This window comes from Paenibacillus sp. OK003 (genome assembly GCF_900109515.1).
In the GTDB taxonomy this organism is placed as follows: domain Bacteria; phylum Bacillota; class Bacilli; order Paenibacillales; family Paenibacillaceae; genus Paenibacillus; species Paenibacillus marchantiae.
The window spans coordinates 289,735-301,990 of sequence record NZ_FOBD01000001.1 but is presented as its reverse complement, the minus strand read 5'-3'; the positions used below and the strand labels follow the sequence as shown (position 1 = coordinate 301,990).

At 43.6% G+C, this 12,256-nt stretch carries 13 protein-coding genes; all 13 read right to left on the bottom strand.

The window, feature by feature from the left end; all coding sequences use genetic code 11:
• Positions 1-84: 84 nt before the first annotated feature.
• Complete coding sequence (locus tag BMW94_RS01475) at positions 85-855, bottom strand: acyl-[acyl-carrier-protein] thioesterase (protein WP_090993769.1); 771 nt, start codon at positions 853-855, stop codon at positions 85-87.
• A gap of 55 nt (positions 856-910) precedes the next feature.
• On the bottom strand, positions 911-1,771 hold the full coding sequence (locus BMW94_RS01470) for an AraC family transcriptional regulator (protein WP_082935132.1): 861 nt from the start codon (positions 1,769-1,771) through the stop codon (positions 911-913).
• A gap of 162 nt (positions 1,772-1,933) precedes the next feature.
• Entirely contained in the window at positions 1,934-2,473 is a 540-nt protein-coding gene (locus tag BMW94_RS01465; RefSeq protein WP_090993766.1) for a glutathione peroxidase, read from the bottom strand.
• Between the two features lie 47 nt (positions 2,474-2,520).
• A complete protein-coding gene (locus BMW94_RS01460) occupies positions 2,521-2,997 on the bottom strand; it encodes a GyrI-like domain-containing protein (RefSeq protein WP_090993764.1) in 477 nt (158 codons plus the stop codon).
• A 79-nt stretch (positions 2,998-3,076) separates the two neighbouring features.
• The gene (locus BMW94_RS01455) at positions 3,077-3,589 is read right to left on the bottom strand and encodes a DUF6886 family protein (RefSeq protein WP_090993762.1); all 513 of its coding nucleotides are present in this window, start codon (positions 3,587-3,589) and stop codon (positions 3,077-3,079) included.
• The gene (locus tag BMW94_RS01450; protein ID WP_090805594.1) at positions 3,590-4,081 is read right to left on the bottom strand and encodes a GNAT family N-acetyltransferase; all 492 of its coding nucleotides are present in this window, start codon (positions 4,079-4,081) and stop codon (positions 3,590-3,592) included.
• Between the two features lie 38 nt (positions 4,082-4,119).
• Positions 4,120-4,755, bottom strand: a complete 636-nt coding sequence (locus tag BMW94_RS01445) for a hypothetical protein (RefSeq protein WP_090993761.1) — start codon at positions 4,753-4,755, stop codon at positions 4,120-4,122.
• A 70-nt stretch (positions 4,756-4,825) separates the two neighbouring features.
• On the bottom strand, positions 4,826-5,329 hold the full coding sequence (locus BMW94_RS01440; RefSeq protein ID WP_090993759.1) for a DUF1648 domain-containing protein: 504 nt from the start codon (positions 5,327-5,329) through the stop codon (positions 4,826-4,828).
• A 261-nt stretch (positions 5,330-5,590) separates the two neighbouring features.
• Positions 5,591-6,448 carry an MBL fold metallo-hydrolase gene (locus BMW94_RS01435; protein WP_090993757.1) on the bottom strand — a complete coding sequence of 286 codons (858 nt, stop codon included), beginning with the start codon at positions 6,446-6,448 and terminating at the stop codon, positions 5,591-5,593.
• A gap of 324 nt (positions 6,449-6,772) precedes the next feature.
• Positions 6,773-7,840, bottom strand: a complete 1,068-nt coding sequence (locus BMW94_RS01430; RefSeq protein WP_090994224.1) for a beta-galactosidase BglB — start codon at positions 7,838-7,840, stop codon at positions 6,773-6,775.
• A gap of 35 nt (positions 7,841-7,875) precedes the next feature.
• A complete protein-coding gene (locus tag BMW94_RS01425) occupies positions 7,876-10,431 on the bottom strand; it encodes a hypothetical protein (RefSeq protein ID WP_090993755.1) in 2,556 nt (851 codons plus the stop codon).
• A 5-nt stretch (positions 10,432-10,436) separates the two neighbouring features.
• Positions 10,437-11,261, bottom strand: a complete 825-nt coding sequence (locus BMW94_RS01420) for a carbohydrate ABC transporter permease (protein ID WP_090993753.1) — start codon at positions 11,259-11,261, stop codon at positions 10,437-10,439.
• Positions 11,261-12,166 (bottom strand): carbohydrate ABC transporter permease, encoded by a 906-nt coding sequence (locus BMW94_RS01415; RefSeq protein WP_090993751.1) that lies wholly within the window; start codon positions 12,164-12,166, stop codon positions 11,261-11,263. Before BMW94_RS01415 ends, BMW94_RS01420 begins: the two co-directional genes overlap by 1 nt.
• Positions 12,167-12,256 lie beyond the last annotated feature (90 nt).

Below are 12,256 nucleotides of genomic sequence, written 5' to 3'. Positions count from 1 at the left end.
TCTATGTCTGCTTCAGGAGGTAAAATAGCAAAAAGCCAACCAAAACAGGCTGGTTGACTTTATCTAGTTGTATTCAATTCCATTTTATTGATTAATGTGCGAAGCGGTGGTGTCTCCGAGGCTCAATTTGGCTTCAAAAATAATACTCTCATTCTCTTCAGCCAATCTCCCTCGAATCCACACAGCTCCCTCTGTAACCTCTGAACGCTCAACAATCATTTGCTCCTGCATACGTATCTCACGATGATATGAAATTTGCAGGCGGGTCACACCTGCATCCAGTTCATCCAGTGTTAATGCATCACAACAGACGTCTGCATACCGGGCGTTGTTCATATGACCATTACTGTCTGTGCTGCTGTATTGTACAGTTAGACGATATTGTTCCTGCAAGCTAAGTTCAGAGGGGACGGTCACTTTAGCAGGGGGTTCACCTAAGGATAAATCGGGATGCGATTTCACTTCAAAAGGCAGAGCTGATGGTCTGACGACTCTGCGTTTCTTCAGATCGACCAATGCCCAAGCCGTACGAGCCTCAGCCAAATGTGTTCCCTCTCGATCTGTAAGGATATAGTCCCTTAACCATGTCACACCTTTATTTTCTTTATGCCACGTCTGCAAGGATACTTCTTCTTCCAATCGGGCTGGGCGTATGATCGTGACATCTGTCGTTAACAGCATCCAGCCCAATCCCTGATCCAGCATCTGCGATACGGTAACTCCCATACCTGCTAAATCGCGGTCTGCTGCCAACTGCATATGCTCCAGTAAAGCAGATGGACGACATTGTGATCTGTAATCGGCATCGGCTGATCCAATTCGGTAATCAAGCTTGAATGGTTGTTCTGATTGCATTCAGTAACCTCCTCAGGCTGTGCAGCATGTAAAATTTTTGATCCGTAACGCTACATTAATCAAACGAACGATGTAATCGACTACGGTACAGATCTGGTGCACACCCTACACTTTGTTTGAACATTCGACTGAAATGGGATAAACGTTTGAACCCTGCCAACCGGCTGGCCTCTGTCACACTGATATCCGGCTGGAACTGGAATAACAGCTTGGCCTGATTAATGCGACGGTCATACACATATTTAAATATGGTACTACCCGTCATTTCTTTAAACAATCCGGCCAGATAAGGCTTGGACAGATGAAGCTCACTTGCCAGATCATCCAGCCCAATGTCCTCCATATAATGAGTTTCGACATAAGCAATGATATGCTGTACATGCCGCTCCTTCTCGGAAGAGGGAAGGTGGTCCTCGACCCTGCCTCGGCAGATTCCAGCTATAACATACAGCAGGTCACATAAACGAACGTTCATGCGTTCCTCTTTGAAATCCCCCGAATTCACGGTAAGCTGATGCAGACTCAACAGCAAGGCTTCGAATTCGGAGCGAATATTGCCTGTCAGATTGATCCGGCAGTTTCTCAGTTCTTCGAACGGCTTTAACACCTCGCTCACCCGGTCCGGGTGCAGACTGCTGCGGATGGCCGAGGGATCAAAGTGCAGCGTCGTTCGCACATAAGGTTTGCCTGGCATTGGATGTGGCCGATGAAGGGTCATGCCATGCATCAGGACCAGGTCACCCGGTTCAAGGTTGTAGACTCGATCTCCAATGAGATAGGTGCATTCGCCATCATGAAAATAGTACACCTCATATTGAGGATGCGAATGAAATCCGTCCGATGCTCCAGGGTCGTACGTGCTGGTGGAGCGATAGCTATATTCCAATGGACCACTAAATTGCATTACACTTGGCACGTTCAAGTACCTCCTGTTCTGGAGAGGTTTCTTACCATTTTACCCGTTTCACATCATGTCGGATAGTACCGGACAGACTTTTGAAATATAGAAGGCCATGCACATATCCGTTTGTTTGCACGGTACGTGTCATGGCCCTTTTGGGAGATTGGGAAAGATAACTTACAGAAGCTGTTCAATACTCGCCTGGATCTCGTCAATCGAATCAACAGGCTCAAAACGTTTAACCACATGCCCTTCGGCATCAATCAGAAACTTCGTAAAGTTCCACTTGATCGCATCACCATGCAACCATTCCGGTGCTTTGTCCGCCACCATCAGCTTTAGCAGTTTCGCTTGCACATCTGACTCATCAAAACCTGCAAAAGGTCCCGATTTCTTCAAAAAATCATACAGCGGATGCGCCGCCTCTCCATTGACATCCATTTTGGAGAACATGGGGAATTTCACGCCATAGTTAATCTGACAAAAGGACTCCGCCTCTTCACTGCTTCCCGGCTCTTGCTCCGCAAACTGATTACAAGGGAAACCAATGATCTGAAGCCCTTGCTCTTTATATCGATCATAAAGCTTCTGCATATCGTCGAACTGATGTGTGTACTTACACTTGCTCGCTGTATTCACGATCAGTACAGGTTTTCCTTCGTATTGATAGAGCGGGAAACGTTCTCCACTCGTTTTGGTTACGCTAAAGTCATAGATGTATTATATACGAAATAGAAGATTCTGTATCGTAAAAAAGCCTATAACTACTGCAACGCTACGAACAAATCAATCTCATTATCGGGATGTTCAGGTTGATATCGTTCATCCCAAATTTCAAAATTATAGTCCTTCAGTTCATATCCCTTTTCACCAATCCATTGACCGTATAAATAATCATATGTAGGATCAAGCTCCGATTCAAGCCCTTTGTGTGTGCAAGTCACATATTGGCTTTCCTTGACTGAGTGAAGGATCATGTCAAGTGGGACAAAGCTGTCTACGGCCACCTCATAACCAATCAGATGTGTAAACACATCCTCCTTGGGATTAAAATCTGCGTCCATAGGATAAATCTGCATCAATATGACATTGTCATTTTTCCGATGCTGAATCTCCTCTTTTCTTTTGAGCAGTTGTTCATGATGGATCTTGCCAAGACCCGACTCAAACGCTGCAACCGTGGCTTCAATTTTGTACCCTACTACCTGAAAAGCAGGCAAAGTCACAACTTTAGCTTCCATAAATGATCCCCTCCTGTTACAACATGTCGTAAGCGCCTTATAATTTCGTACCATCACATCATTGCGAAAAGTAATCACTCTAAACTTTCGTTGCGTTATTGAATCGATGTATTCCAAAATCTTTGAAATCCGATGTCAGTATCGCCTCTCTCAGTGGGTACAGATTTGGAGTAAATCTGAGTTCAATTCCTTTCTTAAATAATCTCTCCATTAAACAATCCATACGGTCTATATGTAGAGGCTTTGTAACCTGATAAGAAATGTAGTATCCCGCCGTTGGATCAAAGCGTTCAAAATGGGTGTCATCGAAATGGTACCTGTACAGGGCCTGATTCATAATTCTCGGATACCATGAACTTTCAACCGTAACGATGATATCTGCATTAGAATGTTTGAAAAACTTATCATTATTTTCATCACTTAAAGTGTCTGTCTTTTTACAAATGATTCTCGGGCAATCTCTTGGAAAGTAATATGAATATTCATGTTCTTCATCAATAGCCCACACCACTGCTGGAAATTCAGCTCTGTTTTGTTTCTCTCTTGGAATAAAAACCTGGATATCTGAATCCTCGCTAAAATGATAAAGCATTCAGGCGCCCCACTTCCCGTCACATAAAACGACAGAGGTTTCGATTTGTCTTTCAGGAACGTTCCAGTATCGAGTTAATAACTGCTTCTTCTCATCCGATGAAACTAGGGTAAAACCATTTTTCAAATAGAATTTTATAGCCCATTCCGCTGAATCCCAGGTTCCTATTAATATCGGTTTGTCGGTTGATGCCACCAGATGAGCCAACAGCTTTGTGCCTATTCCACTTCCCCGTTGGTGAGTTCTTACATATGCGTGCCTGATTAAAGCAACATCACCTTTATCCTGAATTCCCATCACGCCCCATAATCTATTATTTTCTTCAAAGCCCCAGAATACGACGCCATCACGGATTTCCTGATTCAATTCTTGCAATGGCATATAGGGTTCATGATAACGATCCTCAGGAATTACACCCTGGTATGCCTTTGCTGCATCATTAATGATCTCAACCATTGCATCTGCGTCCATACTGTTGCACAATCTGATCATGGAACAAGCCTCCTGAAAGTTATAGTCTATTAATTGAACTATCGTAATGGATATACCAATTCAATAGGTTCATTGATCAATTCCTCTTTGAAAATATAATTATGATCTGCTCCCACAACACATAAAATTTTCTTACCCGGATTCGAATGATACGTGTTCTTCACACGTTGAATCATGATCTGATTTCGTACGATCCATCTAAAGTTATGTGCTTTTGGATTAATCTGATCCAACCATTCATATTTTTGTTTGGTCATGTTATCAAACGCATCCGAGTTAAAGGGAATCGCTCCAACGTCATGTGTATTCATTTGTTTAGCAAACCATTCATCATCGATCTTCTCCAACGATTTACGCTGCTCTTCAGAGAAGCCGTTAAATGGATCAAAATCATTCCATACATCTAACTCAAACCAGTCAATAGGCACAAACTCTATATTCCGGTCTTCGCATAATGGAAAGATAAGCTCCCAATACTCACTGGCTGGCTCTCCCCAATATCCCTTATCCTGTTTATCCTTGATATACTTCTTCCAACTATGGGGATGCACTTCACCGCAGATAATATCCGGATTGAATTCTGTAATCAAATCCTCATACAGGGTAAGTGAACTATTATATTTCTCTCTTAATTCTTGATTATGAATTGTCCCCAAGATTCCAACAACGGTCATATCATTTCTCCTTTGTGAGTTTCATAATCCTTTTTCACTTACTGTTCTGAATCGGAACGTAAACTAATCATTATTTAAGCTTAAATGATCTGTAGATAAAGAAACCTATGGAACTAAATAAAACGATAATGAATATGACAACGGGCAACCAATTATGATGAGTGACTTTATCCGCACTCGAAAACTCAATGATCATCCAACTGATATACATAAAAAATATGGATATCTCCGTCTTCATCAGATTAATCATGAGCCGTGCATTTTTATATTGTCTCTCCGCATTCTCCATATTCAAATTGAGGTAATTATACGTATGAGGATACTTCTCCAGCTGCGAAAGCCCAATCCATAAAATAAGGCCAATGACTAAGGGCAGCCATACTCCCCACTTTCCTCCCCAGCCATCAGGCTCCCCCTTCATATTAAAATGAATCGCTATCTGATCCGGTAAGGTCATCCATTGTTGCAAGCAGTAGATCATGCCAATAATAAATAAAATGATGGTTGTGATATCTAAAGTTTTTTCCAGTAACGTTTTGGGGATTGTTATCTTTGGACGATCTTTGATTTCCAATTTCCTACCTCTTCTCCATTTACACACCGTATGATTACATGTTAACAATGATCAACCTCTTTTTCCAATGATTTCTGAGTATCCTTGAGGAATGAAAGCATAAGCAAAAAAGGCCGCCTTTGCAGGCAACCCTTTACTTAATATAACCTTATTTACGAACGGAGAGAATGAACTTCTCCAGCGATTCTGTATTGGTAATGCTGTGATTACATCCCTGGTTGTGAACAGGCAATAACCTTCTTGTGTGTCGACGGTACTCTTTTATTCCGCTGCTTTTGATTGTAATATCTGATCATTCACGAATCCTTGTAAGAAGAAAAGCTCATTGTCATTTGCCGTTCGATTATTGGCTGCCTCAAATCGCCCGATCGCTTCTTCTAATGACGTGGATTTCACAGCATCATTGGCTGAGAGGAGCTCTCTCCAAAACGTATCCATTTCCTCCACGTCACAGATCGACTCATGACCAAGCAAGAAATGAACGGCATCATATTGCTGAATGTCCTCAATCATAGGCAATAACTTGTCTTGCTTAATATGATATAGCGAATTTGTAGTTGTGTTGTAAGCACTATCCCCCAGAAAAATGACCTTTTCATCCGGAATATATACAATGGTTGAATCATCCGTATGCGTACTTCGAATGGTTTCAAGCACACAAACTTTATTGCCCAAGTCCAGATGGAGAGACTTTTCAAAAATAATATCCGGCTGGCTTAATTGAAAGGTTTCTCTGTCCGGTATTTCATGTTGTATCGTTTCCATGCACAGTGTGTTCATCTTCTTGGAATCCACATACTCCTGAAGAGAGCGGTCATCATAAGAATAGTTCCGCCAATCCTTCATCTTTTGGTTAGTTAGACTATTCATAATAATCGTAGCTCCGTATTCATTCATTCCTAAAAAATGATCCCAATGGGCATGAGTGATGACCACATATTTAACGGGTGGAACGTTTAACTTCTCTATTTCATGTAAAAAATCCCTGGCATGTTGCACCGAATTTCCAGCGTCAACGACGAGGCTGTATTTATCACCGCAAACTAACCCCAATGTCGGTCTTTCTTTATCATTTTGGTTAGATAGATAATAGATCGTTTCACTTAATTGATTTAGCATGTTCATTCTCCTCTATAATAAATTCTTGATTCATAAGAGAGAAAATCTGCATGCTTATTTAAATCCACATTTAGATTTTCTCATTTTATTTGTTTACCAATGGAATCACCTCCTTTGTTCTTCTCATGGATAGCATATATTAACCCTCTACAAGCTACCATGCGTTAGTTTAACTTGTCTTGCAAAAGTCGTTAGTATTTTTCCTTTATATTACAATATTTCAACTAAAAATAGTAGAATAGATATAATGCAATTGAATTCCACACAAAAAGGAGGACAGGAAGCTGTATTCCCCTATCCTCCACACAAGTCCGTCTTATTTTATTAGGCGTCTGAAATCCGCAAACCCTCAATCAAGATAAACAACGTAAGTGCTTGTCCATAACCCATCGGACTAATTGCTATATCTTTATAAAACTGAGCATCCTGACCCACAGGAGTACCATAGGACACCTGCTGTACGACTCCGTGATCATCAATTTGTTTCAACACTGCTTCAAGTGCTCTCAAACCATTCTGGCGATAGGATTCATCCAGGTGTCCATACCGGATTCCCTTGAGAATGCCGTATCCAATCGCTGCTGTTGCCGAGGTTTCTTTGTAAGAGGTTGGATCATCCAGCACCGTGTGCCACATGCCATCTTCACCCTGAAGCTTGCTCAGCGCTCTGACTTGAGCGGTTGCTGTATCCAATAGATAGGCCTTCAGCCCGTCTTCAATCGGAACGATATTCAGGAAATCCATAACTCCCGCCGTATACCATGCATTTCCTCTCCCCCAATGAACAGCACCATAGTTATGATTTTCGTTGAAATCCCAGCCATGATAGAACAATCCGGTTTTCTTATTGTATAGATATTTAATATGCACAAGGAACTGTCGTTTGGCTTCTTCCACCATGTCGGGTTTCTTGAAGTATACCCCTGCTTTGGCCAAAAATAGCACGGTCATAAAAAGGGTATCAATCAGAATTTGACCATCATTGGCATCTCCCGTGATCATATGCTGAAACGCACCGTCTCCGGTTCGCAGCAGTCCATCCATGATCCAACTGCTCCATTCCTCACAGACATGTTCGTATTCCTTGTTTCCGGTCAGCTCGCATAGTGAGATCAAAGTAAGGAGCGGAGCACAGGTATTCACATTTTTTTCGGGTAATCCTTCTATCAGCCTTGCATTGTACCATGATTCGAGAAATTCCAGCACTTGGGGATCTTTCGTTGCCTCATAGAGCTGAAGCAAGCCATACAGACCGACACCTTGCGGCCATTCCCATAGATGTATGTCGATTAGTCCGATGGGAAACTGTTCATTGATGCTTGTGTTTTTCATTGACTCCATCGCATGGGATACCTTGCTTATTCTCTCCTGTAACATCATTTGATTCGACATGTTGATGTTCACTCCCTTGGTTTCTTGCACACGATTCAGCGCTCCATGTCCAGTAACTTCAGTTGTCCCTTCACTCCATAACCTTCGTGTGCAATTTCCTTTTCTTGAATATGAAAAGGCTTGTTCATTCCCCATTGAATTGGACCATATACCGGATCTGTTAGAGTGAGTGTTAAAGCTTGACTGTCGAATTGCGGGCTTGCAGAACGAACTTGGTTGATAAAAGCGTCAAATGACCCGAATTGCTGTTCGCTTCCTGCTCTTATAATCCAGGCGTTTCGTAAACCAGGGGAAATAAGCTCACGCTCTCTCGTTACTCCGTTGCTCTCCATACTCGTCCCGTTGGCCGCATATATGGCTGCATACCCCTTATCCAAGCGAGCAAAATGCCAGTTCTCATGCCTCACCCATTCCGTGAAGGAGTGGGTAGGAAAATAAGCATGTGTCCAGTCAGAGGTGTGATCCGCAGGAATATCAAACATCATCAAAGCGATCCCTTCATGCTGAACAACGTCGGGCAATATCCCATTCCCGGCCCAGAAGCAAGGCCGACCATCCCCATGCTTGTATATTTCTGCCGGATGATTCACCCAAATCTGCGCCTCAGGTGACAGAGATAAATGCTGGACATGCTCTTGATAACCTGGCTTGCCTGGACGAAAGCGAATGATTGATGATAAGGAGTATTCATTTGTCCGAAAGTGATAGAGCTTGGCGTAACCTCCCTTACCCTGCTGATTAGCGAACACCAATTGCTGATTTTCCCCTAACAACAGATGCTCCTGGTATGCTGCTGGAGGACTGTAATCCGATAAACTCAAGGCAACATTGCTGATTGAATAATTGTTTACATTGCCAACGCCATAAGCGATCCAGCACATGGAAGTCGTTCCCGCTGCATAACTACCCAGCAATTCCTTCTCATAGCTGCGCCCAAACGTTGTGGACAAGACTCCTTGATGCATCTGAACGGTAATATAATAGAATAACAGGTCCATTGCCTTTTTGGCTTGCTGCCTGAGCTGTTCACTATGGGCAAATTCATAGATATGCAACAACCCAACCGCATCAATAGGAATGTATGCACTTGAATTCCATTCGGCCAATCCTTCATCCAAAAAGCGCTCGAACCACAAGGCAAGCCTCTGCTCTGCTTTTTGACGGTGTACTTCACCGGATTCACCACTGTTGCTAAACGTTTCATCCCCAAACAACTGTCCGGCTAGCAGCTCATTGGTATGGAACAACAAGGCATGGTTCTCACTGAAGAACCACATTACATCATCGCCAGGTTCATCAATCCAATATCGATAGCCCAGAATACTTGCTTTCACCCGATCCCAGAACAATTCGCTGAACAGACCGCTATTTCGTTCATCTCTCCAAAGACGAAACAGCCCCACTAGATAGAAGTCACTGCAATCCTTCCGTTGCTCAATCCCTTCCACACCTTCAAGCAAAATGTTCTCTGCTTCTTGCAGATTACCGCCTGTTTTGAGCATGGCGATGGCCTTATGAATATTGGGACTGCCCTTCTCGGCAATGCATTGCAGAGCCAGGGATTTGCGGGCTTCAATATCCGCAGCTTGCTGAGCTGCCTCATCATAGCTGGTATCATAGGATTGACAGCCGAACTTCTTGGTTAGCACAACATTTGAAACTGAAATATCCAGCGTGAAGTATACGTAATGATGACCGAGTTGATTGGTATGTGCCAGGACCAGGTCCGTTTCCTGCTCGGCTAGGTGTATCGTCTTGTTTTCGGTACCGTCAAAAAAATTGCCATACTGAATATCAACCTCTCTAACGATATCCGGCAAGGGAAGCGGCAGCTTGAGCTTAATCTGCTCACCTCTGAAGAGATCCGAAGGAAAATAAGCCTGTTCGAGAGCTTCCTCTGCGGATTTTACAGACTCCGCCAAATGAGGAGCAATAGGCAGGGAAATCACCAATTCCTCGTCTCCCAGATATTCCACCGCAAAAGCATACATCGTATCCCGCTCAGCCAGATCCTCCCAGCAGGCATAGATCTCATTGATTCCAGCTACAAGTTCAGCTTTAATAACGATTTCCTGCTCCTTGTTACGCATGAGTGGCGCAAAATCCGTTACCATTTCCCCATTCACCCACAACGTCAGACTGCCATAGGTCTTAATCCGCAAAGAGGCGGTATGAGCAGTCGGAGAAAGGAGTCTTGTCGCCGCGTAACTGCGCAGATGTGTCGGTACAAACCAAAATCCTGATTGCTCCACACGTGGATTATTCCAAGGAGAATACAGTGCCCAAGGCATTCCGTTCTCTTCTCCAACGAAGTTGTCTCCCGGGCTAGGAAACTCGCTCCATTGATCAAAAAATCGGTTCAGAGGCTGCGTTCTCCTATGTTCTACAAATTCTTTTCTGCATGGATTCTCATGAATGGCAAAACCATCGATAAGCCAATCATTAATATCTCCCTCCATCGTTGTTGGAACAAAGTCAACAGGCTTCGTATATATGCCACTGATCATCCAATGATTAATGACCTGATGGTGACCTAATTTCATCGGTTTATAATTCAAGGTATCCATCCCAACACGGGTGGTATCTGACATTCAACTCATCCTTTCATTCCTGAAGTAATCATACCGCTGACAAAATAACGCTGGAAAACCATAAAAACAATCAGTACCGGAAGCATCGTGATTACGGACATGGCCAGGAGGCTGCCCCAATCCACGTTGTATTCACCAATAAAATTAGAGAGCGCAAGCTGAATCGTATATTTCGATGGATCACTAATCGCAATTAACGGCCATACAAAATCATCCCATCTCCACATGAAGGAGAAGATTGCGAGCACCGCAAGAATCGGCTTCGCTATCGGAAGAATAATGCTCCAGTAAATTTTCCATTCGCCCGCTCCATCCATCCGGGCAGCTTCCAGCAGCTCGTCCGGTACGCTCAATAAATACTGCCTCATAAGGAACACACCTGTCGGGGTTGCGGCTGGCGGGATAATGATCGCGAGCAGGCTATTATACAACCCCAGTGCGCTCAGTACCTTGAATATGGGAATCATGATTACCTCAATCGGAATCATGAGTGTTGAGATAAAAGCGATTAATATGATCGAGCTTCCGCGGAAGCGGTACTTCGCGAGTGCAAAGCCTGCCATGGAGTTAATCAATAACAGTAGCAGCGTTGAGCTTACAGTTACGATCGTACTATTCATAAAATACAAGCCAAAATCGCCTTTACTGAATGCCTCCTTGAAATGCTCGAAGGTGATTGGCTGCGGCCATAACTTGGGAGGGAAGCTGTACAGATCGCTATTCGTTTTCAAAGCAGAAATCACGACCCACAGGACAGGCAGGAGCCACACCACTGCGGCAACACTTAACAGACTGTAGATGAAGATTTTGACCATAGGCTTCATTACCATTACGTAGCCCCTCCTTTCGATAGACGGAATTGCAGAGCCGAGAATCCACCAATAAGGATAAACAGTATCACCGACATGGCACTGGCCAGACCAAGCTCCTGTCTGTTAAAACCAATCTCATAAATATATTGAACAATATAGGTAGTATCTTTGCCCGGCCCACCACCTGTAAGCGCAAACATAAGTGGGAATGCTTTGAACGCGTCAATCAGAGTCAGCATAACAACAAGCAAGCTTGTGGGCTTCAAAAGCGGGAGCGTAATATAGCGAAACACCTTCATTCCCGTTGCCCCGTCCAAGCGCGCAGCCTCATAATAATCCGTAGGTATGGCCTGCAAACCCGCGATAAAAATGACCATGAAAAAGCCTGCACGTGACCATACTGTCGCAATGATTACAGCCGTATTTGCCCAAAAGGAAGAGGTTAAAAAGCCGACAGGTTCCACACCAACCATGGTTAGCAGATGATTCAAAATGCCAAATGAATCTCCAAAAATCCACTTCCAGGTCAATCCTACGATAATGTAAGAAATCATGGTCGGCCAGTAAAATACGGCTCTGAAGAAGCCGCGCATTCTAATCTCGCGTGCAAGCAGCAAGGCAATGCCTAATGCTGCTGCATAAATTAGCGGGACAACAATTGCTGCATAAATCCCCGTTCGTCCGATGGTCGACCAAAATTCCCGATCCCCTATAATTTTGATATAATTGTCCAGCCCGTTGAACTTCATTGGGTTCAATCCATCATAGACATGAAAGGAATAATAGAGGCCCAATAAAGAGGGAAATACGATAAAAGTGCCAAAGATCAGGAGGTTGGGAAGTATAAACAGATAAGGAGCAATAACGAGCTTCCTGTTCTGTTTTGCCAGCGTATTCCTGTTTAATCGTTGTCCTTCACTCATCTGCTTGCCCCTTCCTTATGCGTTAATCGAAAGGGAGGCTTCACAGGAATCGGTAAGCCCCCGTATGCGAATTAACCAAATGACTTTACG

Coding starts and splice junctions, on each gene's coding strand:
- BMW94_RS01475 (WP_090993769.1), bottom strand. CDS start 855: ATGCAATCAGAACAACCATTCAAGCTTGATTACCGAATTGGATCAGCC.
- BMW94_RS01460 (WP_090993764.1), bottom strand. CDS start 2,997: ATGGAAGCTAAAGTTGTGACTTTGCCTGCTTTTCAGGTAGTAGGGTAC.
- BMW94_RS01455 (WP_090993762.1), bottom strand. CDS start 3,589: ATGCTTTATCATTTTAGCGAGGATTCAGATATCCAGGTTTTTATTCCA.
- BMW94_RS01450 (WP_090805594.1), bottom strand. CDS start 4,081: ATGATCAGATTGTGCAACAGTATGGACGCAGATGCAATGGTTGAGATC.
- BMW94_RS01445 (WP_090993761.1), bottom strand. CDS start 4,755: ATGACCGTTGTTGGAATCTTGGGGACAATTCATAATCAAGAATTAAGA.
- BMW94_RS01435 (WP_090993757.1), bottom strand. CDS start 6,448: ATGCTAAATCAATTAAGTGAAACGATCTATTATCTATCTAACCAAAAT.
- BMW94_RS01430 (WP_090994224.1), bottom strand. CDS start 7,840: ATGTCGAATCAAATGATGTTACAGGAGAGAATAAGCAAGGTATCCCAT.
- BMW94_RS01425 (WP_090993755.1), bottom strand. CDS start 10,431: ATGTCAGATACCACCCGTGTTGGGATGGATACCTTGAATTATAAACCG.
- BMW94_RS01420 (WP_090993753.1), bottom strand. CDS start 11,261: ATGGTAATGAAGCCTATGGTCAAAATCTTCATCTACAGTCTGTTAAGT.
- BMW94_RS01415 (WP_090993751.1), bottom strand. CDS start 12,166: ATGAGTGAAGGACAACGATTAAACAGGAATACGCTGGCAAAACAGAAC.